This is a genomic window from Streptomyces venezuelae (assembly GCF_008642315.1).
Lineage (GTDB): Bacteria > Actinomycetota > Actinomycetes > Streptomycetales > Streptomycetaceae > Streptomyces > Streptomyces venezuelae_D.
Window position 1 is genome coordinate 4,051,783 of sequence record NZ_CP029192.1, and the last position, 26,681, is coordinate 4,078,463.

Here is a 26,681-nt window from a genome sequence, read left to right on the forward strand (position 1 = left end):
TTGTGGAAGCGTGGTCCGTCAGACCTTCACGCCCACCGACGCGAGGAACTTGACCGGGTCGACGGCCGTGCCGTAGTTCGGCGTCGTACGGATCTCGAAGTGCAGGTGAGGGCCGCTGGAGTTGCCGGTGTTGCCGGAGAGGGCGATGCGCTGGCCGGTGCCCACGGCCTGGCCCACCCGGACGTCGACCTGCGAGAGGTGCGCGTACTGGGAGTACGTGCCGTTGCTGTGCTTGATCACGACGGCGTTGCCGTACGCGGGGCCGTCACCGGCGCCGTTCGGGCCCGCCTTGACGACGGTGCCGCCGTGCACGGCCCCGACCGACGTGCCGACCGGCACGGCGAAGTCCTGGCCGGAGTGCTTGTGGGACCACATGGTGCCGCCGAGGCCGAAGGTCGCGGAGAGCGTGTAGTTCTTGACCGGGTCGACCCAGGCCGCGGCCTTGGCGGCGGCGGCCTTCTTGACGTCCGCGGCCTTCTTCGCCTGGGCGGCGGCCTGGGCCTGGACGGAGTTCACGGCGACGCCGGGCAGCGCACCACCGCTCTTGGTGTCACCGGCGGCGACCGAGACCCCCGCGCCGAGGGCCGTCGAGACTCCGACACCCGCGACGACGAAGGCCACGCGGGTACGGAAGAACGACGGGCCGGGACGGTGGGACTTGGTGCGCTTCGACATGGGGATGTCCTCCGGGGTGTGTGACGACTGCGATGACGACTGCGTCGAACGACTGCGGCGACGCCTGGCGCGTACGACCGAGGGGGGCATGAACGGACCCGGCAGGCGGGGCGGGCGGATCGCCCGCTGACCACGCTTCGCCGGGTCGGCCATCCCTTGGTAACCCCCACCCGCCCCGGGTCCCAAAACGCCCATCTACTACCCAAAGCCGTAGCAGGAGGCAGAGATTTAACCCGCTTGACACCCCCAAATACGGACAATTACCCCACGGCCCTGTAACGGAACTTCGTCCGACTTGACGCGTTTAACCGCACGTCGGAGCCGCTCCCGACCCGCGCCCGCACCAGGACGCCACGCCCGGGGCCCGGGCGCGCCCAAGGTCCCGGGGGCTGCGGGCCGAAGGTCCCGGGGAAGGTCCCGGACGTATCCACTATTCCGCCTAGTACCGGTCAAATCGCCTGTGCGGCATGTCACCGGCCCCCGAGATCCACCCCGCCGCGAATGTGACCCCCACTACGCTCACGCCCATGGATCCCGCGGTCATCGGCACCCGCCTGGCATCGAGCGCCGTCGCTCCTCTGATCAAGAAGCTCTTCGTGCGGGAGGGCCCCGGCGCGGGCCTGGTGGAGAAGCCGGTCAGGCTCTCCTCTCTCGTGTCGTTCAGGGGGGAGCGGCGCACGCTGGGCGGACGGGACGTGCGGCGTCTCGCGGAGCGGCTCGTGGCGGCTTCCCTCGCCTCCCCCGGCGAGCGCCCCTTCCCGCCGGACGAGGCCGAGGCGGTCGTCGACGCCCTGACCCGGTCGCTCCTCTCGCTGGGCGACCTCGACATGGACGACGTCCAGGCGGTCCGGCTCGGCCACCGCGAACTGGCCCGCACCCTGACCGGCGACGCCTCGGCGTCCGGCCTCTCCGCCGACGCCGCCCTCTACCTCGACTCGGTCACCGAGTGGGCGTGCCTGCACATCCTGCAGTTCTTCACGCAGCGCTCCACGTTCGTCGCGGCGACACTGGTCGCGCAGAGCCGGGGCCAGGCCGAGCTGATCGCGAAGGTCGACGCGCTGATCGCCCGGAATCCGTCCGCCGGGGCGGAGGACTTGACCTTCGAGCGGCGCTATCTCGCGTACGTGGCGAAGAAGCACTCCAAGCTGACGATCTTCGGCATCGATCTGGCGGGCTCACCGGGGCGGTGGCCGTTGGACGCGGCGTACATGTCGCTGGAGGCGGTGGAGCCGGGGCGGGTGACGACGGCGCGCTTCCTGTCGGGGGCGGAGTACCACGCGGAGGAGGTGGAGGTCGTCGAGCACACGCCGCCGCTCCCCGCGGATCAGGCCCTCGCCACCCATGACCGGGTCCTCCTGCGGGGCGAGGCGGGCTCCGGCAAGACCACGCTGGTGCAGTGGCTGGCGGTGAGCGCGGCCCGCGGGGTCGTGGCAGGCCCCGTCGACGCCGAGTCGTCCATGACGTACCTCGACGACCGCGTCCCCTACGTACTCCCCCTGCGCACCCTCACCCGCCACGGCGAGCGCCTCCCCGCCCCCGCGGACTTCCTGGCCGCCGTCGGCTGCCCGCTCGCCGGCACCCAGCCCCAGGGGTGGGAGGCGCGCGTCCTCACCGCCGGCCGCGCCCTCGTCCTGATCGACGGCATCGACGAGATCCCGGACGCCGAGCGCGACCGGACCCGGGCCTGGCTCAGCGACCTCATCGACGCGTTCCCCGGCAACCGCTGGCTGGTGACGTCCCGCCCGTCGGCCGTACGCGAGGACTGGCTCACCGAGGAGGGCTTCACGGAGCTGACGCTCTCCGCGATGCGGCAGGAGGAGGTGGCGGCGTTCATCGAGCGCTGGCACACCGCGGCGGCCACGGGGGTGCCGGAGGAGGACACGGAACTCGTCGCGTACGAGGGTCAGCTCCTGGAGGCAGTGCGGTCGAAGCCGGATCTGGGGCGGCTGGCCACCAACCCGCTCATGTGCGGCCTGATCTGCGCCCTGCACAGGGACCGGCGGGGCTTCCTGCCACTGGGCCGCAAGGATCTGTACACGGCAGCTCTGTCCATGCTGCTGGTACGGCGGGATCGTGAGCGCCACATGGCGGTCCCGGAGTTGCGGGAGGAGCCGCAACTCCAGTTGCTCCAGCGGCTCGCGTACTGGCTGATCCGCAACGGCCGTGCGGTGATGGACCGTTCGCGGGCGGAATCCATCATCGCGGACGCGCTGCCGGCCGTTCCGGAGCTGGCCCCGCTCGGCGACGCGCGGGCCGTCTACACCCACTTCCTGCACCGCAGCGGGCTGCTGCGTGAACCCGGACCCGGCACGGTCGACTTCGTCCACCGCACGTTCCAGGACTTCCTGGGGGCGCGGGCGGCGGTCGACGAGGGCGACTTCGGCGTACTCGCCCGGCACGCGGCGGACGACCAGTGGGCGGACGTCATCCGCATGGCGGTGGCGCAGGCGCGGCCGCGTGAACGGGCGGAGATCCTCGGCGACCTGCTCGCGCACGGAGACCGCCACCCGGACGAGGCGGCCCGCAAACGCATCCATCTCCTCGCGGCGGCCTGCCTGGAGCACGCGGCGGAGCTGGCGCCCGCGGTGCGGGAGGAGGTGGAGCGGCGGACGGCGGCGCTGATCCCTCCGCGCGACGTGGCGGACGCGAAGGCGCTGGCGAAGGTCGGGCCGATGGTGCTCGACCTGTTGCCGGGTCCGGACGGCCTGACGGACGACGAGGCCACGCACGTGACGATCACCGGGACGCGCGTGGACTCGGACGCGGCGATCCCCTTCCTCGCCCGGTTCGCCCGGCACCGGAGTCTTGGGGTCCGCAGCCAGCTGATGTGGGGGTGGCAACGGTACGACCGCCGCGCGTACGCGGAGCAGATCATCGCGCAGCTCGACGGCACGGACATCCACTTCACCCTGCGCACCGACGAGCAGATCGCCGAGCTCGAACGGCTGGGCCTGCGCCCGCGGAAACTGGACATCAGACCGGGCGTCACCCCGGCCGTGGCCTCCCGCTTCATAGCGGCCTGCGAGCCAACCTTCCTGCTGCTCAACAGGTTCCCGCCGACCCTGCTGACAGCGGAGGCGCTGAGCGCTCTCCGCCACCTGGACGGACTCAGCGTCGTAGGCGCGTACGAGCCGTGGAGCCTGGCGCCGTTCCCCGCCGAGGCCCCCTTGCGGTTCCTCGGCCTCGTGGAATCCCGGGCCTCCCTCACCGACCTGCACCTCGCGACCCGGTGGCCGACGCTGGAGCGGGTGACGTTCGACGACGACGAGAGCCTGGCCGCGACGGACTGGGAGGTGTTCGCCGCCCTGCCGGGCCCCCTCGCCCTGCACCTGCCGGCGTACGCCATGACGCTCGCCCCGCTGGACCTGACGCTGCCGGGTCTGGTCGACCTGCAGCTCCGCCCCGACGCGTCGTGGACAGCGGCCGCCTCTCGCATCGCCGCGCTCGCGCCGGAGCTCAGGCGCCTGTTCCTGCAGAACCGTCCCGAAGACAGCCTCGACCGGCACGCCCCCATCGACGTCTCCGCCCTGGCCCACCACCCGAGCCTGACGGAACTGACGGTCCCCGCGGCGGCGGTAGGCCTGGACGACCTCCCCGACCGCATCGACGTACACGTCTACGGCCCGCTCACCGATTGAGCTGAAACCACACGCCTTTGCCCGCACTCGCGGGCGTCACCCCGCACACGTCCGACAGCGCGGTCACGAGGAAGAGCCCCCGACCGCCTTCCTCGTCCGCATCGGGCCTGCGGGGATTGGGCAGTTGATCGCCGCCGTCGTCGTACGCGGCGATGCGTACGTGGGTGGTGGCGACGGCGGCTCTCAAGTGACGTCGCTCTTCGTGTGCTGATGCACGTTGGTCACCAGCTCGGAGGTGAGTCCTCCTTCAGCGAGGGAGCCGGCGCCAACTGCGTCTACGTGGCCGCACACCCCACCGGTCGGATCCACCTCCAAGAGAGCGACGCCCCGGCCACCACGCTCACCACCAGCCCCACCGCCTTCGCCGCCCTCATACGCACCCTCACCTCGTCCGACCACACGTTCGGGTGACGTGATCCCAAACTCGCCCAAGGCAAGGTGCCCTGCGCGATCGTCGGCGCCATGAGCAAGAACACCGAGGCCAGAGCAGAGATCCCCGCCCAGCAGAACGGCCTGCCCTCCTGGTACGGCGACCTCCTGAGCGAGATCAAGGGGGCCGTGTCCTGCGCACGGACCCGTGCCCAACGGGCCGTCAACACCGAACTGGTGCAGCTGTACTGGGAGATCGGGCATCTCATCCTTGACCGGCAGGCGCAGGAGGGATGGGGCACAAAGGTCGTCGCCCGCCTGGCCACTGACCTGAAGGCGGCCTTCCCGAACCAGCGCGGGTTCTCCCGGAGCAACCTGATGTACATGCACAAGATGGCTCGGACCTGGCCGGGCCCAATTATCCAACAGCCTGTTGGACAATTGCCCTGGGGACACATCACCGTCCTCATGACCAAGCTGGACACCCCGTCGGAGCTGGACTTCTACGTCACCCAAGCCGTCCGCAACGGCTGGTCCCGCGCGATCCTGGACCGCTTTATCCAGCAAGGGCTGCACCTCACCCAAGGCGCCGCCGCCAACAACTTCGCCGCGACCGTGCCGGACGGCTCCAACGCGCTCAAGGAGCTGGTCCGGGACCCGTACCGCCTCGACTTCCTCGGACTCGACAAGCATCACGCCGAGCGTGAACTGGAGACCGCCATCGTCGACGGGATGATCCGGTTCCTCACGGAGCTCGGCGTCGGCTTCGCCTTCGTGGGGCGCCAGTACCCCGTCGTCATCGGGGGCGACGAGTTCCGTATCGACCTGCTCTTCTATCATCTCAAGCTCCACCGCTACTTCGTCTTCGAGCTCAAGACGAAGGACGTGCGCCCCGAGCACGTCGGCAAGCTCAACTTCTACGTGAGCGTGGTCGACCAGATGGTGCGCGAGCCGGAACGGGACGACGCGACCATCGGCTTCCTCATCGGAGCCCGCCACAACAAGGCAGCCGTTCAGCTGGCCCTCGACGCCAGCAACAACCCCATGGCAGTCGCCTCCTACTCCACGCTCGCCCCGGCGGAGCGCGAGCTGATCCCCTCCGAAGAGGACCTGTCCCGGGTCGTCCAGGAAGCCATCGACGGCATCGAGCGGGCGGAGGCCGAGGGACTCGGAAGCCCTTAACTCCGCCTCCTTATAGGCCCGTTGACCTAACCTCGACCTATGGTCGACCCCAGCGCCCTCAGCGCCCGACTCGCGTCCAGCGCGGTCGCGCCCCTCGTGAAGAAGCTCTTCGTGAAGGACCAGCCGGGCGCCGCGCTGGTCACCAAACCCGTGCGGATCTCAGGGCTCGTCTCGTTCAAGGGCGAGAAGCAGGACGTCACCCCGAAGGACGTCGAGAAGATCGCGGACGAACTCGTCCGCAGAGCGCTCAAAGCCGCCGGACCCGGCGAACTCCCCGTGGACGCCGGCGAAGCCGTCGCCGTGCGGACCGCCCTCGCCCGCTCCCTCGCCGCCCTCGGCACCCTCACCATCGAGGACTACGAAGCCGTCGCACTCGGCCCCGACGAATTCGCACGGACCCTCCGCTCGCAGTCGGCCGTGACCGTCGCGACCTTCGCGCTCAGCCGCGACGCCGAGCTGTTCCTCGACCGGCTGCTGCACACCGCGTCCCTGCACATCCTGAACTTCTTCACGCAGCGGTCGACGTACATCGCCCGCCAGCAGACGCAACAGAGCCGTCAGCTCGCACAGCTGGTCAAAGCCGTCGACGTACTCCTCGAACGACTGCCGTCGCAATCCGCCGAGGACGCCGCGTTCGAGGCGCAGTACGCGTCGTACATCGCCTCGCACCACGGCACCCTCACCATCTACGGCCTCGACGTCTACTCAGGCACCAGCGAGTGGCCTCTCGACACGGCCTACCTCAGCCTGGAGGCGACCAGGGACCGCCCCGGGGAGGGCGCGACGCAGGTCGCCGCCGAGCAGGTCCTCGCCCAGCACGACCACGTGCTGCTGCGCGGCGTCGCAGGGTCCGGCAAGACGACGCTGGTGCAGTGGCTCGCCGTGACGGCGGCCGACCGGACGTACGAGCACGGGCTGACCCACCTCATCGGGCGTGTGCCGTTCGTGCTGCCGATGCGGCGGATCGTACGGCCGGGGTCCGAACTCCCTATTCCGGCCGACTTCCTGTCCGCTGTCGGGTGTCTGGTCGCCGGAGGGCAGCCGTCCGGATGGGTGGACCGCGTACTGCGGGCGGGGCGCGGTGTCCTCCTCGTGGACGGGCTCGACGAGATCTCCGAGGACCGGCGCGAGTCCGCCAAGCGCTGGCTGCGCGACCTGACACGCACCTTCCCCGGCAACCTGTGGCTCATCACGACCCGCCCCTCCGCCGTCCCGGACCGCTGGCTGGACACCACCGGCTTCGCCGAGCTCACGCTGTCGCCGATGACCCGCGACGACGTCGGGACGTTCGTACGTCGCTGGCACCGTGCGGCAGACGCCGACGAGGGCATCGGGACCGCGCTGCTTGAGGCCGTGCGGGGCGCCTCCGAGCTGAACCGGCTCGCCACGAACCCACTGATGTGCGGGATGCTCTGCGCGCTCCACCGCGAGCGGCGCGGCTTCCTGCCGCAGGACAGGAAGTCCCTGTACGAGGCCGCTCTGACAATGCTTCTCGAACGCAGGGACGTCGAGCGGGACGTCAGGGCCATGACACGGCTGCCGTTCGCCACGCAAGTACAGCTTCTGCAGAAGCTCGCGTGGTGGCTGATCCGCAACAGCCGCGCCGAGATGGACCGTTCAGAGGCGGTGCACATACTCGGGGAGGCCGCCCCCGCGATGAACCTCGACGGCAGCGGCGAGGACGTGTACGGGTGGCTGCTCCTGAGGTCGGGGCTCCTGCGCGAGCCCGCTCAGGGACGCGTGCACTTCCTGCACCGCACGTTCCAGGACTACTTGGGCGCCCGTCTCGCCGTACAGGAGCTGGACTTCGACCTGCTCCTGAACAACGCGGACCGGACAGAGTGGGAGGACGTCATCCTGCTGGCGGTCGCGCATGCGCGGCCCAAGGAGGCGGAACGGATGCTTCAGCGGCTGGTGGGCGGCGGGACGGCGCGGGGGAAGCTGCTTGCGGCGGCCGCGCTGCCGTACGCGGCCGAGTTGGCGCCCGCCGTGCGGCAGCAGGTGGAAGGGGGCGTACAGTCGCTGATTCCGCCCAGGTCGCGGCAGGATGCCTACACCTTGGCAGAGGTGGGCGGCGACCTGGTGCTGCCGCTGCTGCCCGGGCCCGACCGGGCAGGCGACGACGCCCACCTGCTGGTGTTGGTGGCTGCCAAGGTCGGCAGTGCGTCGGCCCTGCACTTCCTGAGCCGCTTTCGCGACCACCACGATCTGTGGGTCCAGACGGTCCTGTCCTCGTCCTGGCCGACCTTCGACCGCGAGCTGTACCTGCGGGAGATCCTCGCGCACCTGTCCCTGCGCCCAATGGTCTACGTACACGGCCCCGAGGATCTCCAGGCCCTGCGCTCCATCGGAGGGTGGCCGGACATCCATGTCGTCGGCGCCTACCGGGTCGAGGAGCTCGTGGAACTCCTCGTGCCCGCGCAGCTCATCCGACTCTCGTTGGAAGCGCCCCACCCCGTCGAGGGACTCGCCTGGCTCTCAGCCTTCCCACATCTCACCGACGTGGAGGTGGACACGGTGGTGGACGCGGACACAGCGCGGCAAGTCCCTACTGGCGTCCGACTCAACGCCCCTACGTTACGCAGTAGTTGACCTATCCTTGGCTCCACGGCTAGACCCGACCCCCCAGGGACCCCGATGCCCATGGAGCCCGTAGTACGCACCCCCTCGGCCCGCACCATGCCCCTCGTACAACGGTTCTTCCGCACCCCGTCCCGACCTCCCACCACCCCCGACCTGATCGCCGCCCTCACCACCTGGCGCGGCCCCGACGCCACCACCGACCCGGACCACGTCCACCGCACCGCCGCCGAGTTCATCCAGCTCGCCGCCGAGCGGCACACCGCACCGACCCCCGAACTGCCCGCCGTCGCCGACGTGCTGACCCGCACCCTCCTCGCCATCGGCGAGCTCGACCTCACCGACGCCGACGCCGTGCGCCTCGGACCGCAGGACTACGCGCGACGCCTGCGCGGCGCCGTGCAGGGCGCGGACCGCGGGCTGAGCCCCGACGCCGCCTGGTTCCACGACGAGCTGCTCGTCGCCGTCTGTCTGCACGTGCTGCACCACTTCGTGCGCCGCTCGCCGTACATCCAGCGCCACATGCCCGAGCGCGCCAGCCGCGTCCGCCAGCTCGTCGACCTCAACGACGCCGAGGTGGCGGCCGCGGCCCGACGGAACGAACCGTCCCGCGAGGACGCGGAGTTCGAGGTCGCGTATGCCCAAGAAGTCGTGCGGCAGCACGGGTGGCTGACCATCGTGGGCGTCGACTTCGCCAACGCGCCCGACCGGTGGCCCCTGGAGGACACCTACCTCAGCCTCCAGGCGGAGGAGAGCAGCGGTGGACCGGCCACCGGAACCGGCGGCGGGCAGCAGCGCACAGTGCTGCTCGCCGACCGCGCCCTGGAAGGGCACGAGCGGGTGCTGCTGCGCGGTGTCGCGGGCTCCGGGAAGACGACGCTCGTGCAGTGGCTGGCCGTGGAGGCGGCCCGGGACGGCGCGCGCGTGCCGTTCGTCCTTCCCGTACGCCGCTTCGCCCGGGAAGGGTTTCCCACGCCCGACGACTTCCTGCACGCCGTGCGGCATCCGCTGGCCGACCAGGCGCCCGAGGGGTGGGTCGTACGGACCCTCCTCGCGGGTCGCGCCCTGCTCCTCGTCGACGGGATCGACGAGGCGCCCGAGGAGACCCGCGGCGCCCTGCGCGACCAGCTCCGCCGGCTCCTGCGCATCTTCTCCGGCACCGCCTGCCTGGTCACCTCGCGGCCCTCCGCCGTCGAGGACGGCTGGCTCTCGCAGGAACGCCTCGCCGAGGAGGGGTTCACTGAGCTGTCGCTGGCCCCCATGTCCCGCGACCAGGTCACCCACTTCATCCGCGACTGGCACACCGCGGCCATGGGCGACGAGCAGTGCAGGGAGCAGCGGGACCGGGACGCCCTCAAGGAGTACGAGCAGCGGTTGTTGCACTCCGTGCGGATCTATCGCGAGCTGCGGCGCCTCGCCACCAATCCCCTGATGTGCGGCCTCATATGCGCCCTCAACCGGGACCGCTCCGGCTCTCTGCCCAAGGGCCGCAAGGAGCTCTACGACGCCGCCCTGGAGATGCTTCTGCAGCGCCGCGACCCGGAGAGGGACGTGCTGTACGCCGACGACGTACGGCTCCAGCAGGGCGCCCGCGAGCTGCTCCTGCGCAAGCTCGCCCACGCCATGCTCGACGAGGGTCTGTCGGAGCTGCCGCGCTCCCGCGTCATCGACGTCCTGAACGGTGCCCTGCCCGCCATCCCCTCCGCGCGTGCCGCGGGCGACGGCGAGAAGATCTTCCGGCATCTGCTGCACCGCACGGGGCTGCTGCGCGAGCAGGCGGGCGTCTCCGTCGACTTCATCCACCGCACGTTCCAGGACTACCTGGCCGCGAAGGAGATCGTGGCCCGCGGACGGCTCAACTCCCTCGTCGACCACGCCCATCAGCCGGAGTGGGAGGAGGTCATCCGCATGTCCGCCGCCCACGCGCGCCCCGACGAGTGCGCCGCCTTCCTGGAGCGCCTGCTCGCCGCCGCCCCCGGCCTGCGCAGGCCGCACGTCAACCACCGGCGCCTGATGGCCGCGGCCTGCCTGGAGCACGTCAGCGAGCTCGATCCGGCCGTCCAGGAACTCGTCCACCGGCGCACGAAGAACCTGCTGCGGCCCACGACGGAGCAGGGTGCCCGCAGCCTCGGCTGGGTCGGACCCATCGTCCTGGAGCAGCTGCCGGACCCCGAGCAGGTGCCCGGCGACCAGCAGGCGCTGCTCCTCGCCATCACGGCGACCCGCGTCCAGGAGGACGCGGCGATCGACTACCTCGCCCGGCTGCGCGGCCGCTCCTCCCTCGCCATCCGCACCGAGCTGGCCCGCCCCTGGCGGCACTTCGACACCGAGCGGTACGCGCGCGAGATCATCGCCCACCTGGATCCGGTGGGCCTGTACTTCCCGGTGTCCGACGCCGCCGAGCTGGCCGCCCTGCGCGGTCTCGGCGGGCGGCCCCGCATCCAGGTGGCGGGCGTCATGCACACCGACGAACTCCTCGCGGGCCTCGTCCCCGGACGGCTCACCCACCTGTGGGTCAACGCGGAGCTGCCCGACCCTGACATGTCGTGGCTGTCCCGCTTCCCCGGCCTGCGCGTCCTGCGCGTCAACCCGCGCCTGCCGCGCGTACGGAACGTACCGGAGGGCGTGACGATCACGGCCTGACCGCCGTACGCGAAAGGGGCTGCCCCGAACCGTACGAAACGGTTCGGGGCAGCCCCTTCGAACGTTCAGCCCGGCGCGAGCGTCACGCGTCCTTGCTCAGGTTCGGGCCCGCGCCGCCACCGGCGGCCGACTCGATCGGCGGCACGTCGGGCAGCGCCGCCTTCTCCTCGCCGCGGAAGGTGAACGTGGCGTTGTCGCCCTCGCCCTCCGTGTCGACGACCACGATGTGGCCGGGGCGCAGCTCGCCGAAGAGGATCTTCTCGGAGAGGGTGTCCTCGACCTCGCGCTGGATCGTGCGTCGCAGCGGACGCGCGCCGAGCACCGGGTCGTAGCCCTTCTTCGAGAGGAGCTCCTTCGCGGACTGGGAGAGCTCGATGCCCATGTCCCGGTCCTTCAGGCGCTCGTCCACCTTGGTGATCATCAGGTCGACGATCTGGAGGATGTCGTCCTGGCTGAGCTGCGGGAAGACGACGACGTCGTCCACGCGGTTCAGGAACTCCGGGCGGAAGTGCTGCTTCAGCTCGTCGCTGACCTTGTTCTTCATCCGCTCGTAGTTGGACTTCGTGTCGCCCTGGGCCGCGAAGCCCAGGTTGAAGCCCTTCGAGATGTCACGGGTTCCAAGGTTGGTCGTCATGATGATGACCGTGTTCTTGAAGTCCACGACGCGGCCCTGGGAGTCGGTCAGGCGACCGTCCTCCAGGATCTGCAGGAGCGAGTTGAAGATGTCCGGGTGGGCCTTCTCGACCTCGTCGAAGAGGACGACGGAGAACGGCTTGCGACGGACCTTCTCGGTCAGCTGGCCGCCCTCTTCGTAGCCCACGTAGCCGGGGGGCGAACCGAAGAGACGCGAGACCGTGTGCTTCTCGCTGAACTCCGACATGTCGAGGGAGATCAGCGCGTCCTCGTCGCCGAAGAGGAACTCGGCGAGCGCCTTGGACAGCTCGGTCTTACCGACACCGGACGGGCCGGCGAAGATGAACGAGCCACCGGGACGCTTCGGGTCCTTCAGACCCGCACGCGTACGCCGGATCGCCTTCGAGAGCGCCTTGACGGCGTCCTTCTGGCCGATGACGCGCTTGTGGAGCTCGTCCTCCATGCGCAGCAGGCGGGAGGACTCCTCCTCCGTGAGCTTGAAGACCGGAATGCCGGTCGCCGTGGCCAGGACCTCGGCGATCAGCTCGCCGTCGACCTCGGCGACGACGTCCATGTCGCCGGCCTTCCACTCCTTCTCCCGCTTGGCCTTGGCGGCCAGGAGCTGCTTCTCCTTGTCGCGGAGGGAGGCGGCCTTCTCGAAGTCCTGCGAGTCGATCGCGGACTCCTTGTCGCGGCGGACGCCCGCGATCTTCTCGTCGAACTCGCGGAGGTCCGGCGGCGCGGTCATCCGGCGGATGCGCATCCGGGAACCGGCCTCGTCGATCAGGTCGATCGCCTTGTCCGGCAGGAAGCGGTCCGAGATGTACCGGTCGGCCAGCGTGGCGGCCTGCACCAGCGCCTCGTCCGTGATGGAGACGCGGTGGTGCGCCTCGTACCGGTCGCGGAGGCCCTTGAGGATCTCGATGGTGTGCGGCAGCGACGGCTCCGCGACCTGGATGGGCTGGAAGCGGCGCTCGAGCGCGGCGTCCTTCTCCAGGTGCTTGCGGTACTCGTCGAGCGTCGTCGCACCGATGGTCTGCAGCTCACCGCGGGCCAGCATCGGCTTGAGGATGCTGGCGGCGTCGATCGCGCCCTCGGCGGCACCCGCACCCACCAGGGTGTGGAGCTCGTCGATGAACAGGATGATGTCGCCGCGGGTGCGGATCTCCTTGAGGACCTTCTTCAGGCGCTCCTCGAAGTCACCGCGGTAGCGGGAGCCTGCGACCAGCGCGCCGAGGTCCAGGGTGTAGAGGTGCTTGTCCTTGAGGGTCTCGGGCACCTCGCCCTTGACGATGGCCTGGGCGAGCCCCTCGACGACGGCGGTCTTGCCGACGCCGGGCTCACCGATCAGGACCGGGTTGTTCTTCGTACGGCGGGACAGCACCTGCATGACCCGCTCGATCTCCTTCTCGCGCCCGATGACCGGGTCGAGCTTGGACTCACGAGCGGCCTGGGTGAGGTTCCGGCCGAACTGGTCGAGGACCAGGGACGTGGAGGGCGTGCCCTCGGCAGGACCGCCGGCGGTGGCGGTCTCCTTGCCCTGGTATCCGGAGAGCAGCTGGATGACCTGCTGCCGCACCCGGTTGAGATCGGCGCCCAGCTTGACCAGGACCTGGGCGGCGACGCCCTCGCCCTCACGGATCAGGCCGAGCAGGATGTGCTCCGTGCCGATGTAGTTGTGGCCCAGCTGAAGGGCCTCGCGGAGCGAAAGCTCCAGGACCTTCTTGGCACGGGGGGTGAAGGGAATGTGACCGGACGGAGCCTGCTGGCCCTGCCCGATGATCTCCTCCACCTGCTGGCGGACCGCCTCGAGCGAAATCCCGAGGCTCTCCAGGGCCTTAGCGGCGACACCCTCGCCCTCGTGGATCAAGCCCAGGAGGATGTGCTCGGTGCCGATGTAGTTGTGGTTGAGCATCCGGGCTTCTTCCTGAGCCAGGACGACAACCCGCCGCGCGCGGTCGGTGAACCTCTCGAACATCGTTAATCGCTCCTCAGAGCGGTCAGGCAGTAAAGGGGTCGGTCCCCTCCCTGTCCTTCCGCAGCTTAGTCCCGCAAGCGGGGACCGCTCATTCCAACTGCCGACACCCGGACCCCAACTCGGAGGATCTCCTGACCCCGAACGCCGACAACTGCTCCAACCCGATGGTGCGAGACGATGTTCCCGCAGGCCAGGCAGTTACCCCCACCAGCACTACGCCGATGGCGAACGTGTGGCGCCCGGGACCGCGTGTCGCCCCTCCCCACTAGGGATGTCTTACCCGTAAGGACTGACACTCCATGCGGCGCGCCCCGGTTCCCTCAGCTACGGGCGAACACCCTTGCGCCGCGGAACACGCCCTTACGCCCTCTTTCCGGGCACGCACCGCATTCATGCCACCACAGTGCGTAACCCATGCGCCGTCCCGGCTGTTGCCCCGACATGGCCCCCACAGTTCCTCAGCCCCGGGTACCGGTCGAGCAGAGCGACCCGGTGCGGCAGTGGTACGAGAACGAGCTCGGCTGGGCGACCGCCCCCGAGCCCGGACCCACGCGGCTCCTGACGGGGCTGCGCTTCGACGTCCTGGAACTTCCCGCGGAGGCGGGTTTCGCGGTGCTGCGCCACCTCGGGCCGAAGGCTCCGGTGGCACTGCGCGGGGAAACGATGCGCCTCCTGGTCAGCGCCGGCAGCGCGGACGAGCTGCCCGGTCTGCTCGACTGGCTGGAGTGGGGACACATCCCCCTCGGGCTCACCGCGGTCGGGGCGGGCGGGCGGATCGTCGCACCGACGCCCCCGGGATGGTCCGGCTCGCGGGGGGCCGCCGTCTGGCTGCGACCCCCGGAGCCCGGCTGTGAGGTGGAGCCGACGCTGCCCGCGCTCCCGTCCCTGCCCGGGGTGGGGGGCGGAGGGACTGCGCACCACAGCGATCCCGCCGTGGGCTCCGGTCTCGTACGTCTCGTGGACACGGCGGCGACGCAGTGCCACCGGGTCCGGCTGCGGCGACGCAGCCGTCAGCCGTTGGCCTTTTCGTAGGCCTCGCGAATGGACGCGGGAACGCGGCCGCGGTCGTTGACCTCGAAACCGTTCTCCTTCGCCCAGGCACGGATCGCGGCCGTGTCCTGGCCGCCGCCGGTCGAGGCGGCACGCGCCTTGCCGCGACCGCCCGAACCGCGGCCACCGGTACGCCGGCCGGCCTTGACGAAGTCCTCAAGGGCGCCACGGAGCTTGTCCGCGTTGGCCGTGGTGAGGTCGATCTCGTAGGACTTGCCGTCCAGCGCAAACGTCACGGTCTCGTCTGCCTCGCCACCGTCGAGGTCATCGACAAGAAGGACCTGAACCTTCTGTGCCACCGGATTTCCTTTCATCGATAACTGTGAGACCGGGCCGCAAGCCGCACGACACGCGCCGTCGATTCACCGGCCCCTGTTATATGCAGTACTGCAGTACGTCGGAAAGCAAACCGCTTTTGCTGGAAAAACACAAACCCCTGGGAGAGACCAGGCACCCCTAGAACCCTGGAAACGTGCGCGTTTCGGACATAGCCCACCTGGGCAGGGGACGGTCGGGAATACCGCGTGACGATCACAGATGCAGAAGCATCCGGCTGTTGCCCAAGGTGTTCGGTTTCACTCGTTCGAGGCCGAGGAACTCGGCGACGCCCTCGTCATAGGAACGCAGGAGCTCGCTGTAGACATCTCCGTCGACCGGAGTCTCGCCGATCTCCACGAAGCCGTGCTTCGCGAAGAAGTCGACTTCGAAGGTGAGACAGAAAACCTTGCGGACGCCGAGCCACCCGGCGGTCTGCAGCAACTTGCCCAACAGCTGATGCCCCACTCCGGCACCCCTGACCTCGGGATTCACTGCCAGTGTGCGCACTTCCGCGAGGTCTTCCCACATGACGTGCAGGGCGCCGCAGCCGACCAACTCCGCGTTGTCGTCGCGTTCCGCCACCCAGAACTCCTGGATGTCCTCGTAAAGCGTCACCGTCGCTTTGTCCAGGAGGATCCGCTCGCGGACGTAGGAGTCGAGGAGGCGGCGGACGCCCGGCACATCGGAGGTTCGAGCCCTCCGGACGGAGACTGCTTTTGCGCTGAGTTCGCTGAGTTCGTTGCGTTCGGGGACCTCTGCTGGCATGAAGCGGACGCTATCGCTCTGCGCCGCGCTCGACGGAGGCGGGGTTCTCGGGGGGCGAGACTACTTCGGGGCGTTGCGCGACTTCGGAGCGTTGCGCGACTTCGGGGCGTTGTACGACTTCGGGGCGTTGTACGACTTCCGGGCCTTGGACGATACGCATGGCGTCGCTCAGCGCTTCCCGCTGTTCCGCCGACATCATCCCGAAGAAGGCGACGAGCGCGGCGGCGGGGTTGTCGCTCTGCGACCAGGCTTCGTTCATCAGTGCGGCTGCGTAGGCGGCACGAGTGGAGACCGCCTCATATCGATAGGCGCGGCCTTCCGCTTCGCGTCGCACCCAGCCCTTCTGATGGAGATTGTCCAAAACGGTCATCACGGTGGTGTACGCGATGGACCGTTCCTCCTGAAGGTCTTCCAGGACTTCTCGAACGGTCACGGGGCGGTTCCACTTCCACACCCGCGTCATGACTGAGTCTTCGAGTTCTCCCAATGGACGAGGCACAGCAGAACAATAGTGGGAGACGTCACTATTGGCGTGATGCGTGAGGGACGTGGCGTACCCCCAATTTCCACAACTTCTGCAACAAAAAGGGCGTACGACTCGAAACGCGCGTGAGCGCGTGAGTCGTACGCCGTGGCCCCGGGGCGGGGCGAGGTGCTGCCGGGCTGCGGTGCGGGTCAGGCGCTGCCGGTCTTCGGGGTCTGCCGGACGGCTTCGGCGCGGGAGATCGCGGCGTCGACGGCCGCGTCCTCCTTGGCCTTGTTGGCGCCGCCCTGGGTCTTCACGATCGTCACGATGAGCCCAGTGAAGAACACGGCCATCACTACGGGGGGCACGAGCGCGGAAACGTAGTCCATGCCCTCCAGAGTAGCTAGCCCGCGACGAGCTGGTGCGGCGGGTCCGCGGGTGCGGCGGGTGCTCCGGGCGTCCCGGGCGTCTCGGGCCTCCGCTTGGGCGGGAACACCTCGGCCGGGGTGGGGACGGGGCGGGGCGGTGGGGCGGCGGCCGGACGTTCGGCGGGCTGCCGAGGAGAGGGCGCGGCGCCCGTGACTCCCATGGCTCCCGTGACTTCCGTGACTTCCGTGACTCCCGTGCCGTCGCGCCCTCCCGGTAGGGCGAGGAGGTGGGTGCGTGAGGCCGGGATGGAGAGGGGGGACGCGGGGGCCGCGGGGACGGCTCGGCCCGCGAGGCGGGCGCGTACGGCTCGCTCGGCGATGGCGCGGCAGCGGTCGAGCAGGGCGGCCGCGGTGGGGTTGCCACGCAGGGCGCGCAGAGAGGCGAGGTCGTCGGCGGTCGGCTGGTAGCCGGCGCTCAGGACGTCGTCGAGGAGTGCGAGGTAGCCGGAGGCGGTGCCGGGGAGGGCGGCGCGGTAGCGGGCGAGGTCGGCCACGAGGAAGGCGCGCAGCCTGGCGCCCTCGCGCACCGCCTCGTCGACCGATTCGGCGAGCCGGAGGCAGTCCTGGACGTCCTCGTCGCGGACGGGGCTGGGGTGCAGGGCGAGGCCCAGGGCACGACGGAGCACACGAAGCTCGTCCGCACTGAAGGCCATGCCGCCCCGGGATCCGTATGGCGTGGGCATGGACTGACGATACGCGCCAACCGGACAAAATCGGCTTAACGCCAATCCGGGCGGGTCGCCTTGTGGGGGTCTGCGCCTGTTGCTCGTTCTTGGGTGCGGGGCCGCGGGGGTATGTCCGTACTCGCCATCCCTGCGCCACGTGGAATGTCTCCGACCGCCTCGGTCCGCTCGGTGCTCCGTGCGCACATACCCCCACGTCCCCTCCCGTCTCGTACGCGGCTGCGGCCCGGCGGGGACGGGCCCAAACCACCCTCGCCCCGGTGGGGGCACAACCCGCCCACTCCCGCCCCCACAGCACCCCTCTTGCCCGGCGGGCGCTGGAAGTTCCACCGCCCACCTCCGCACGAGGCACTGAGGCCCCCGGGCCCCTACTCCCGCAGGACGGTGCGGGGCAAACGGGTGGGCGGGTGGGGACCATCCGCCGCGAAGCGGCGGGTTCGGCGCCCCTACCCGGAAAGGACGGTGCGGGGCGAACGGGTGGGCGGGTGGGAGTGATCCGCCGCGCAGCGGCGGGGTCGGTGCTCCTACCCAGGCAGGACGGTGCCGGGCGCACACCCACCCGACCGGAGGTCAATCCGCGCGGCGACGAGCCAGCGCATAGGCGACCGCACCGATGCCGAGCGCAGCAACCGCCACGACCGCGAGCCAGGGAAGAACCCCCGCCCCGGCCCCCGCAAGGGAGGCCGAGGACGGCGCCGCCGCGTGGGCCACCGGCGCGGAGCCCACAAGCACCGCCCCCAGCGCCACAACGCCCACCGACAGTCGTTTCACGTGCCTCATCCGCCCCAGCCCACCCCACACCCACTCAAGTCCCCGTCCAGCGCAGACTCTTGCAGAAGCGGAGGCACAGTGCACACAGGCCGGTCGCCAATCGGCGGCAATCGGTCAGCTACGGGCAACGTTCCGCTCGTAGACGAGCCGAAGCCCGATCAGCGTCAGCCACGGTTCGTGCTCGTCGATGACGGAGGCCTCGCCGAGGACCATCGGCGCGAGCCCACCCGTGGCGATAACCGTGACGTCGTCGGGGTCGCCGCCCGCGCCCGCCAGTTCGCGGGCCATCCGGTTCACGACCCCGTCGACCTGCCCCGCGAACCCGTACAGGATGCCCGCCTGCATGGCCTCCACCGTGTTCTTGCCGATGACGCTGCGGGGCCGGGCCAGTTCGATCTTCCGGAGCTGAGCGCCTCGTACGCCGAGAGCCTCCACGGAGATCTCGATGCCGGGAGCGATGACCCCGCCCGCGTACTCCCCCCGCGCGGACACCGCGTCGAAGGTCGTGGCGGTGCCGAAGTCGACGACGATCGCCGGGCCCCCGTAGAGCTCGACCGCCGCCACCGCGTTGATGATGCGGTCGGCGCCGACCTCCTTGGGGTTGTCCATGAGGATCGGGACGCCGGTCTTGATGCCGGGCTCGACGAGGACGGCGGGGACGTCTCCGTAGTAGCGGCGGGTGACCTCCCGCAGCTCGTGCAGGACCGAGGGGACGGTCGAGCAGATGGCGATGCCGTCGATGCCGTCGCCGAGCTCGTCGCCGAGCAGGGGGTGCATGCCCATCAGGCCGTGCAGGAGCACGGCCAGTTCGTCGGCGGTGCGGCGCGCGTCCGTGGAGATGCGCCAGTGCTCGACGATGTCCTCGCCGTCGAAGAGGCCGAGGACGGTGTGCGTGTTGCCTACGTCGATGGTCAGCAGCATCAGTCGCGCACCGCTTCTCGCAGGTCGAGTCCGATGTCGAGGATCGGGGACGAGTGGGTGAGGGCGCCCACCGCGAGGTAGTCGACGCCCGTCTCCGCGTACGCCCGGGCGTTCTCCAGGGTGAGGCGGCCCGAGGACTCCAGGAACGCGCGGCCGTCGACGAGGGCGACGGCCTCCGCCGTCTCGCCGGGCGTGAAGTTGTCCAGGAGGATCAGGTCGGCGCCCGCGTCGACGACCTCGCGCAGCTGGTGGAGCGTGTCGACCTCGACCTCGATGGCCAGGCCGGGGAACTGCTCGCGTACGGCCTTGAAGGCCTGCGCGACGCCGCCCGCGGCGACCACGTGGTTGTCCTTGACCAGGGCCGCGTCGGCGAGCGACATGCGGTGGTTGACGCCGCCGCCCATGCGGACCGCGTACTTCTCAAGGGCGCGGTACCCCGGCGTCGTCTTGCGGGTGTCGCGGACCTTCGCCTTGGTGCCCTCCAGAACGTCCGCCCACGCGCGCGTGGCGGTCGCGATGCCGGAGAGGCGGCACAGGATGTTGAGCGCGCTGCGCTCGGCGGTGAGCAGGTCGCGGGTGCGGGTCGTGACGCTGAGCAGGACGTCACCGGCCGCGACGCGGTCGCCGTCCTCGACGTGCCGCTCGACCTCGAACTCCTCCTCGCACACCACGGAGATGATGGCTTCGGCGACGCGGAGACCCGCGACGGTGCCCGCCTCGCGCGCCGCGAAGTCCGCGGTGGCGACGGCGTCCTCGGGGATGGTGGCGGCCGTGGTGACGTCCACCCCGCCCGCCAGGTCCTCCTCGATGGCCATGTGCGCGATGTCCTCGATCTGCACGGGATCGAGTCCGGCCTCGGCGAGGAGCTGTACGAGCGCGGGGTCGAGGCCGCACTCCATGGGGTCGTAGGCGTCGTCACCGCCGCAGCCGCAGGCGTCGCCGCAGCCACCGTCTGCGGCTGAGGGGGCGGCGAGGGGGAGGTCGTCGGGGGTGCTCACGGTCACTGCTCCTGGGGACTGGGACGGGTCGGAGGGAAGTCGTGGGTCTCGGTCGTGCGCGCCGCCAGGGTCCTGTCCGGATTGAGGCGTACGACGATGTGGCGCCGCCAGGCCGCGTCGTCGCGGTCGGCGTGGTCCTCGCGCCAGTGGCAGCCGCGGGTCTCCTCGCGGCGCTGGGCGGCGGCCACCAGGACGCGGGCGACGCACAGGAGGTTGGTGGTCTCCCAGGTGTCGACGCCGGGCTCGGCCGTCTTGCCGTGCTCGGCGAGCGCGCCCGCCGCCTCGGCGTGGATGCGGGCGAGGCGCGCGGCGGCCTCGGTGAGGGAGGAGGCGGAGCGCAGGACTCCGGCGCCTTCGCTCATGACGCGCTGGATGGCGAAGCGGGCCTCGGCAGGCAGGAGGGGGTGCGTCGGGGTTCCGGGCCGGGTGACGGGGGCGGGCACGCGCGCGTGGAGGGTGTTTTCCGCGTGGCGGGCCACGATGTCGTCGGCGATGCGCTCGGCGTAGACGAGGCCTTCGAGGAGGGAGTTGGAGGCCAGGCGGTTGGCTCCGTGCACACCGGTGCAGGCGACCTCCCCGCAGGCGTAGAGCCCCGGGACGGTGGTGCGGCCGTGCGGGTCGGTGCGGACGCCCCCGGAGGCGTAGTGCGCGGCGGGGGCGATCGGGATGGGCTCGGTGACCGGGTCGATGCCGTGCGCGCGGCAGGCCGCGAGGATCGTCGGGAAGCGGTTCTCCCACATGTCGGCGCCGAAGTGCCTGGCGTCCAGGAACATGTGGTCGGTGCCCTTTTCCTGCATGCGGCGCGTGATGCCCTTGGCGACGATGTCGCGGGGCGCCAGCTCGGCCAGCTCGTGCTGCCCGACCATGAAGCGCACGCCGTCGGCGTCCACGAGGTGCGCGCCCTCGCCCCGTACGGCCTCGGAGACCAGCGGCTGCTGACCCTCGGCGTCCGCGCCGAGGAAGAGCACCGTGGGGTGGAACTGCACGAATTCGAGGTCGGAGACCTCGGCGCCCGCGCGCAGGGCGAGTGCGACGCCGTCTCCCGTGGAGACGGACGGGTTCGTGGTCGCGGCGAAGACCTGACCCATGCCGCCGGTGGCGAGGACGACCGCGGGGGCGTGGACGGCGCCCACGCCGTCGTGCTGGCCCTCCCCCATGACGTGCAGGGAGACACCCGCGGTGTGGCCGTCGGCGTCGGTGAGGAGGTCGAGGACCAGCGCGTTCTCGACCGTCGGGATGCCGCGTGCGCGGACCGCGTCGACGAGGGCGCGGGAGATCTCCGCACCGGTCGCGTCGCCGCCCGCGTGCACGATGCGGCGGCGGTGGTGGCCGCCCTCGCGGGCCAGCTCGATGACGCCATCGGCGTCCTTGTCGAAGAGGGCGCCGGTCTCGATGAGGCGGCGTACGGCCCCGGGGCCCTCGGTGACGAGGGTGCGCACGGCCTCCTCGTCGCAGAGCCCCACGCCCGCCACGAGCGTGTCGTCCAGGTGCTGTTCGGGGGTGTCGCCCTCGCCGAGCGCCGCGGCGACGCCGCCCTGCGCCCAGCGGGTGGAGCCCGCGTCCAGGCGGGCCTTGGTCACCACGACGGTCCTGAGGCCGGCTGCCGCGCCGCGCAGGGCGGCCGTCAGTCCGGCCACTCCGGAGCCGACGACCACGATGTCGGCGTCGAGGGACCAGCCGGGGGCGGGCGCGTGCAGCCGTATGCCGGTGGCGCTCATGCGGGGACTCCGTTCGCGTGGACGGCTGCTGCGGTCGGGGCCGTACGGTGCGCGCTCATACGGAGGCTCCGAACGTCAGCGGGATGTTGTCGATGAGCCGCGTCGAGCCGACCCTGGCGGCCACGGCGAGGACGGCCTCGCCGTGGTGGCCGGGGCGGACCTCGGTGAAGTCGGCGGGGTCCACCAGCGTCACGTAGTCCAGCTCCAGCGGGGGGACGAGGCGGGCGGCCTCGTCGAGGACGAGGCGGGCCGCGGCGACGACGGCGGCGGGTCCGCCGGTCGCGGAGGGCGCCGCGGACTCCGCCACGGCGTGCGCGTCGGCCGCCGCGCGGGACTCGCCGATCTCGCTCAGGGCGACGGCACGCGCGCGTGAGGCGGGGGCGCTGGCGGCGCGGGCGCGCAGCGCCTCCTGGGCGGCGTGCCGGTCGCGGCCGGCGAAGAGGGCCTGGGAGAGGGCGAGGGCGGTGCGCCGTTCGGCCGGGGCGAGGTAGCGGTTGCGGCTGGAGAGGGCCAGGCCGTCGTCCTCGCGGACGGTGGGGACGCCGACGATCTCCACGGGGAAGTCGAGGTCGCGGACCATGCGGCGGATCAGGGCGAGCTGCTGGGCATCCTTCTGCCCGAAGAGGGCCACGTCGGGCGCGGTGAGATGCAGCAGCTTGGCGACGACGGTGAGCATGCCGTCGAAGTGCCCGGGGCGGGTGGCGCCTTCGAGAACGGTGCCCATGGGGCCCGCTCCGACGCGGACCTGGGGTTCGCCGCCGGGGTAGACCTCGTCCACGGAGGGGGCGAACACGATGTCCGCACCGGCCTGTTCGGCGATCTTGATGTCCGCTTCGAGGGTGCGCGGGTAGCGGTCGAGGTCCTCGCCCGCGCCGAACTGGAGCGGGTTCACGAAGACCGTGACGACGACCTCGCCCTCCGGTCCTGCGACGCGGCGTGCGGCGCGGACCAGGGAGGCGTGCCCGTCGTGCAGGGCGCCCATGGTCATGACGACGGCCCGGCGGCCCGCACGCACGCGCGTGCGGAGCGGTTCGGCGGTGTGCAGGAGCGTGGCGCTCATCGGGTGCCCCCTTCGGCGCCGCCGGATCCTGTGGTGCCCTGCGCGCCGTTGGCCAGCACGCCGAGGAGGTCCTCGGCGAGCTCCGGCTTGAGCAGGCCGTGGGCGAGGGCGCGGTCGGCGGTGGCGCGGGCCATCGCGAGGTACCCCGCGACGGTCTGCGGGGCGTGCTTGCGCAACTCGGCGACATGGGCGGCGACGGTGCCCGCGTCGCCGCGCGCGACGGGCCCGGTGAGCGCCGCGTCGCCCGAGCGGAGCGCGTTGTCCAGGGCGGCGCCGAGCAGCGGGCCGAGCATGCGGTCGGGGGCCGCGACGCCCGCGTCGCGGAGCAGCTCCATGGACTCGGCGACCAGCGTGACCAGGTGGTTCGCGCCCAGGGCGAGGGCCGCGTGGTAGAGCGGGCGGTTCTCCTCGGCGATCCACTCGGGCTCGCCGCCCATCTCGATGACCAGGGCCTCGGCGGCGAGCCGCAGCTCCTCGGGTGCGGTCACTCCGAAGGAGCATCCCGCGAGGCGCTGCACGTCGACGGCGGTGCCGGTGAACGTCATGGCGGGGTGCAGCGCGAGCGGCAGGGCCCCGGCGCGCAGGGCGGGTTCGAGGACCTGTGTGCCGTACCGCCCGGAGGTGTGGACGAGCAGCTGGCCCGGGCGCACCGCGCCGGTCTCGGCGAGGCCCTCGACGAGGCCGGGAAGGGCGTCGTCGGGGACGGTCAGGAGCACCAGGTCGGCCCGTTCGAGTACCTCGGCGGGCGGGACGAGGGGGACGTCGGGGAGCAGGGCGGCGGCCCGCCGCACCGACGTGTCGGACACGCCGGACGCGGCCACCGGACGGTGCCCCGCGAGCTGCAACGACGCGGCGAGCGCGGGTCCCACCCGGCCCGCTCCCACGACTCCCACGGTGAGCCTCGCGGGGCGGTCCCGCGGGTCTGGCTGATGCGATGCGTTCACGCGGCGGCGCCTTCCGTTCCAGTCCGCTCGGGGTACCGGACGATTTCTCGTCATGTTAACGCGATCGGTTGGCGCCGCGTCCTCCGCTGTCCACAGCCTGTGGTTATTCATATGACCGGTGAACGGTGAACGGGCCATGCTCGGAGGATGCCCTCTGAAAGCGCAGTAGAAGAGCAGCCGGAGCCGCGGGACGCGGAGGAGATCCAGTCGGCCCGCCGCCGTGCCGCCGCCGCGGGAGCCGCCCGGACCCTGCACCGTTCCGTCCTGAGCATCCCCCTCACCGAGCGCCTGTCGGCGCTGGCGGCCGCGGCTCCCGAGGTGGTCGGCCCCGAGGACCCCACCGATGTGTACGGCAACGCCGTCGTCGCCGCCCTGGAGGGCGAGGTCGCGCGGCTGCTCGGCAAGGAGGACGCCGCGTTCTTCCCTACCGGCACGATGGCGCAGCAGGTGGCGTTGCGCTGCTGGGCGGGCCGTACGGGGAACGCGACCGTGGCGCTGCACCCCAAGGCGCATCCCGAAGTGCACGAAGGGTCCGCGTTCTCCGTGGTCAGCGGATTGCGGACGGTGCATCCGACGGACGGGCCGCGGCTGCCGACGGCGGACGAGGTACGGGACTTCGAGGAGCCGTTCGGGACGCTGATGCTCGAACTGCCGCTCCGGGACGCCGGTTTCGTCCTGCCGGAGTGGGAGGAGCTGGAGGCGGTCGTGGCGGCGGCCCGCGAGAGGGACGCGGTGGTGCACTTCGACGGCGCCCGCCTGTGGGAGTGCACACCACGATTCGGCCGCGGTCTCGCGGAGATCGCCGGCCTCGCCGACTCCGTGTACGTGTCGTTCTACAAGTCCCTGGAGGGGCTGAGCGGCGCCGCGCTGGCCGGCCCGCGCACGCTCGTCGAGGAGGCGAGGGTGTGGCGCCACCGCTACGGAGGGCAGCTGTTCCAGCAGTTCCCCGTCGCGGTCTCGGCCCTCCTCGGCCTGAAGCACACGCTGCCCCGGCTGCCGGAGTACGTCGCCCACGCGCGCGTGGTCGCCGACGCGCTGCGCGAGGGGTTCGCGGCCGCGGGCGTGCCCTGGTCGCGCGTGCACCCGGAGCCCCCGCACACCCACCAGTTCCAGGTGTGGCTGCCGTACGCCCCCGACGTACTGAACGAGGCCTGCCTCGGGCAGGCCGAGGAGACCGGCACGCTGCTCTTCGGTCGCTGGTTCCCTGACGGGCCGCCCGGCCTCTCGGTCACGGAGGTCACCGTGACCGAGGAGGGCCTCAAGTGGACGGCCCATGACGTCAGGGAAGCGGTCGCGGAGTTCGTACGCCGGATCCCCGCGTGAGGCGGGCCAGGGCGGCGCGGACCCTGCCACGGGCCGGGCGTTCCGCGAGGACCGCGCGGAAGCGGCCGTAGTCGCGGACCTCGCGGACGGCCTGCCAGTCGTGCTGTCCGGGCGCGGGCGGCGTCGGTCCGCCGTGCTGTGCGGCGCGGTAGGAGTCGAGGAGGAACTGCTGGGTGACGCTCATGACGAATACCCTCTCGGTGTAAATAGTACTTAACGGACATTGTTGGGCCGGTCGTGCCTCGGCTCGGTCGTCGACGGGGAGTCGACAGGGACGGGTGGGGTGAGGGGCGGGCTCGGCGACGGCGGCGCTGCCGTGCCTCCCGATGACCACAAGCCTGCTCCCGCCGCACCGCCCGCGTCGCGCCGATTGACGGCGCTCGTCAATCGACGGCCGCGCTGTCAGTGGGGAGGTGCACCATGGGGCCATGAGCGTGAGCATCGACATCAGCGGCCTTGCCCAGGAGCGGATCCACGTCGTGCCCTCGCCCCTGTCCGAACTGGGCATGTCGCTGCACGCCCTGTCCGAGCCGGGCCACCACCCGGGGCTGCAGGGCTGGGTGACGGCCGTGTCCACGCGTCTGGACCCCTGCCTCGCGGACCGCCTCTGCGAGGCCGACTTCCTGTGGCGCACGACGTTCTCCGACGTCTTCGCGCCGTTCGCTGCACTGCCGGGGCAGAGCGCGCTGCCGGGAGCCACGCTCGCCGAGGAGCTCGACCAGCTGGACAAGCTGAGCGATGAACAGTTCGTGGACGCCGCCCTGGAGTTCACCTGCCAGTCGACGTACTCGGAGCCGAACCGCAAGCTCCTCTCCGACCCCGTCGTCCAGCGGCGCGCCCTGGACCTGGCGGCCGCGCGCGGCCCGCACCAGGTGCGCTTCACCAAGCGCCTCCTGGAGGACCCGCCGGTCGTCCGCGCGTGGTTCCGCACACTCCTGGAGGACTGCGACGAGGCCTTCTTCGCCGACACCTGGGCCCGCGTGCACCACCAACTGGCCGCCGACGCCCGGCACAAGACCGAGCTGCTGCGGCGCAAGGGGCTCGCGGAGGCCCTGAAGGCCATCTCCGGAGCGGTGTCCCTGGACGAGAGCGGTCAGGTCATCACCGTGGACAAGATGGCCGACGGCCGGACCACCACCGGCTCCGGCGGCCTGGCGATCGTCCCGACCAGCCTCGGCTGGCCGCACCTGTGGGTGCTGCACCGCAGGGGCTGGCAGGCGTCGATCACGTACCCGATCAGCGCTCCCGGCCTCACCTCCCCGCCCACCGTGGAGCAGCTGACCCGCCGCATGTCCGCGCTCGCCCACCCGGTGCGGATGCGCCTGTGCCGCCACCTCGCGCGCGGGGCGTACACCACGAGTGAGCTGGCCGACGCGCATGGCATGACGGCGCCGGAGATATCCCGGCACCTGAGCGTCCTGAAGAAGGCGGACCTGATCACCACGCGCCGCCGGGGTCGCTATGTCCAGCACCAGCTGGACATCGGCGTCGTGTCCCGCCTGGGCAGCGACTTCATCGAGGGCGTGCTGCGCTAGGCC

General features: G+C 71.2%; 21 protein-coding genes and 1 pseudogene. 8 read left to right on the forward strand and 14 right to left on the reverse strand.

All coding sequences use genetic code 11. The features are described 5' to 3' along the window. Positions 1–18 precede the first annotated feature (18 nt). Positions 19–675 (reverse strand): M23 family metallopeptidase, encoded by a 657-nt coding sequence (locus DEJ48_RS17335; RefSeq protein ID WP_150217069.1) that lies wholly within the window; start codon positions 673–675, stop codon positions 19–21. Between the two features lie 527 nt (positions 676–1,202). On the opposite strand from DEJ48_RS17335, the gene DEJ48_RS17340 reads away from it, so the two are divergent. Then, positions 1,203–4,313, forward strand: coding sequence for an NACHT domain-containing protein (locus DEJ48_RS17340; protein ID WP_150217070.1), 3,111 nt, complete (start codon positions 1,203–1,205; stop codon positions 4,311–4,313). Here the strand turns inward: DEJ48_RS17340 and DEJ48_RS17345 are convergent. Next, a pseudogene (locus tag DEJ48_RS17345) lies at positions 4,303–4,509 on the reverse strand (ATP-binding protein); the annotation flags it as partial. The gene DEJ48_RS17340 and the pseudogene DEJ48_RS17345 sit on opposite strands and share 11 nt — an antisense overlap. Before the next feature lie 14 nt (positions 4,510–4,523). Between DEJ48_RS17345 and DEJ48_RS17350 the strand changes: the two are divergent. From DEJ48_RS17350 to DEJ48_RS17365, 4 genes are read left to right on the forward strand one after another with little or no spacing between them, the layout of a single operon-like run. After that, positions 4,524–4,724 (forward strand): DUF397 domain-containing protein, encoded by a 201-nt coding sequence (locus DEJ48_RS17350; RefSeq protein WP_150217072.1) that lies wholly within the window; start codon positions 4,524–4,526, stop codon positions 4,722–4,724. Between the two features lie 51 nt (positions 4,725–4,775). Beyond that, positions 4,776–5,864, forward strand: coding sequence for a YhcG family protein (locus DEJ48_RS17355; RefSeq protein ID WP_150217073.1), 1,089 nt, complete (start codon positions 4,776–4,778; stop codon positions 5,862–5,864). A 39-nt stretch (positions 5,865–5,903) separates the two neighbouring features. After that, on the forward strand, positions 5,904–8,456 hold the full coding sequence (locus tag DEJ48_RS17360) for an NACHT domain-containing protein (RefSeq protein ID WP_150217074.1): 2,553 nt from the start codon (positions 5,904–5,906) through the stop codon (positions 8,454–8,456). 51 nt (positions 8,457–8,507) lie between these two features. Continuing rightward, the gene (locus DEJ48_RS17365) at positions 8,508–11,087 is read left to right on the forward strand and encodes an NACHT domain-containing protein (RefSeq protein WP_150217075.1); all 2,580 of its coding nucleotides are present in this window, start codon (positions 8,508–8,510) and stop codon (positions 11,085–11,087) included. An 82-nt stretch (positions 11,088–11,169) separates the two neighbouring features. Here the strand turns inward: DEJ48_RS17365 and DEJ48_RS17370 are convergent, their stop codons facing one another. Next, entirely contained in the window at positions 11,170–13,698 is a 2,529-nt protein-coding gene (locus DEJ48_RS17370) for an ATP-dependent Clp protease ATP-binding subunit (protein WP_055564907.1), read from the reverse strand. Between the two features lie 441 nt (positions 13,699–14,139). On the opposite strand from DEJ48_RS17370, the gene DEJ48_RS17380 reads away from it, so the two are divergent. Beyond that, positions 14,140–14,730: an SCO3374 family protein gene (locus DEJ48_RS17380; protein WP_150217076.1), complete on the forward strand. Its 591-nt coding sequence runs from the start codon at positions 14,140–14,142 to the stop codon at positions 14,728–14,730. On the opposite strand, the gene DEJ48_RS17385 is transcribed toward DEJ48_RS17380, so the two are convergent. The 10 genes from DEJ48_RS17385 to DEJ48_RS17430 all read right to left on the reverse strand — a co-directional run bounded on the left by DEJ48_RS17385 (position 14,709) and on the right by DEJ48_RS17430 (position 23,820). Then, entirely contained in the window at positions 14,709–15,047 is a 339-nt protein-coding gene (locus DEJ48_RS17385) for a histone-like nucleoid-structuring protein Lsr2 (protein ID WP_150217077.1), read from the reverse strand. The two genes, DEJ48_RS17380 and DEJ48_RS17385, sit on opposite strands and share 22 nt — an antisense overlap. Before the next feature lie 232 nt (positions 15,048–15,279). Then, positions 15,280–15,831 (reverse strand): amino-acid N-acetyltransferase, encoded by a 552-nt coding sequence (locus tag DEJ48_RS17390; protein WP_150185473.1) that lies wholly within the window; start codon positions 15,829–15,831, stop codon positions 15,280–15,282. 10 nt (positions 15,832–15,841) lie between these two features. After that, entirely contained in the window at positions 15,842–16,294 is a 453-nt protein-coding gene (locus DEJ48_RS17395; protein ID WP_411757463.1) for a BlaI/MecI/CopY family transcriptional regulator, read from the reverse strand. Positions 16,295–16,506: 212 nt separating this feature from the next. Continuing rightward, the gene (locus DEJ48_RS17400) at positions 16,507–16,686 is read right to left on the reverse strand and encodes a hypothetical protein (protein ID WP_150170627.1); all 180 of its coding nucleotides are present in this window, start codon (positions 16,684–16,686) and stop codon (positions 16,507–16,509) included. A gap of 14 nt (positions 16,687–16,700) precedes the next feature. After that, entirely contained in the window at positions 16,701–17,408 is a 708-nt protein-coding gene (locus DEJ48_RS17405) for a hypothetical protein (protein WP_223832082.1), read from the reverse strand. 885 nt (positions 17,409–18,293) lie between these two features. After that, positions 18,294–19,100 (reverse strand): type III pantothenate kinase, encoded by an 807-nt coding sequence (locus DEJ48_RS17410; RefSeq protein WP_150217079.1) that lies wholly within the window; start codon positions 19,098–19,100, stop codon positions 18,294–18,296. After that, positions 19,100–20,098 (reverse strand): carboxylating nicotinate-nucleotide diphosphorylase, encoded by a 999-nt coding sequence (gene nadC / locus DEJ48_RS17415; RefSeq protein ID WP_150217080.1) that lies wholly within the window; start codon positions 20,096–20,098, stop codon positions 19,100–19,102. Before nadC ends, DEJ48_RS17410 begins: the two co-directional genes overlap by 1 nt. 2 nt (positions 20,099–20,100) lie before the next feature. Then, positions 20,101–21,816, reverse strand: coding sequence for an L-aspartate oxidase (locus tag DEJ48_RS17420; RefSeq protein ID WP_150217081.1), 1,716 nt, complete (start codon positions 21,814–21,816; stop codon positions 20,101–20,103). 55 nt (positions 21,817–21,871) lie between these two features. Next, a complete protein-coding gene (panC, locus tag DEJ48_RS17425) occupies positions 21,872–22,876 on the reverse strand; it encodes a pantoate--beta-alanine ligase (protein ID WP_150217082.1) in 1,005 nt (334 codons plus the stop codon). After that, positions 22,873–23,820, reverse strand: a complete 948-nt coding sequence (locus DEJ48_RS17430) for a Rossmann-like and DUF2520 domain-containing protein (protein ID WP_150217083.1) — start codon at positions 23,818–23,820, stop codon at positions 22,873–22,875. Before DEJ48_RS17430 ends, panC begins: the two co-directional genes overlap by 4 nt. A 147-nt stretch (positions 23,821–23,967) precedes the next feature. On the opposite strand from DEJ48_RS17430, the gene DEJ48_RS17435 reads away from it, so the two are divergent. Beyond that, the gene (locus tag DEJ48_RS17435) at positions 23,968–25,143 is read left to right on the forward strand and encodes a threonine aldolase family protein (RefSeq protein WP_150217084.1); all 1,176 of its coding nucleotides are present in this window, start codon (positions 23,968–23,970) and stop codon (positions 25,141–25,143) included. Here DEJ48_RS17435 and DEJ48_RS17440 read toward each other — a convergent pair. Beyond that, positions 25,100–25,327 carry a hypothetical protein gene (locus DEJ48_RS17440; protein ID WP_150217085.1) on the reverse strand — a complete coding sequence of 76 codons (228 nt, stop codon included), beginning with the start codon at positions 25,325–25,327 and terminating at the stop codon, positions 25,100–25,102. The two genes, DEJ48_RS17435 and DEJ48_RS17440, sit on opposite strands and share 44 nt — an antisense overlap. A gap of 244 nt (positions 25,328–25,571) precedes the next feature. Between DEJ48_RS17440 and DEJ48_RS17445 the strand changes: the two genes are divergently transcribed. After that, positions 25,572–26,678 (forward strand): DUF5937 family protein, encoded by a 1,107-nt coding sequence (locus tag DEJ48_RS17445; RefSeq protein ID WP_150217086.1) that lies wholly within the window; start codon positions 25,572–25,574, stop codon positions 26,676–26,678. Positions 26,679–26,681: the final 3 nt, after the last annotated feature.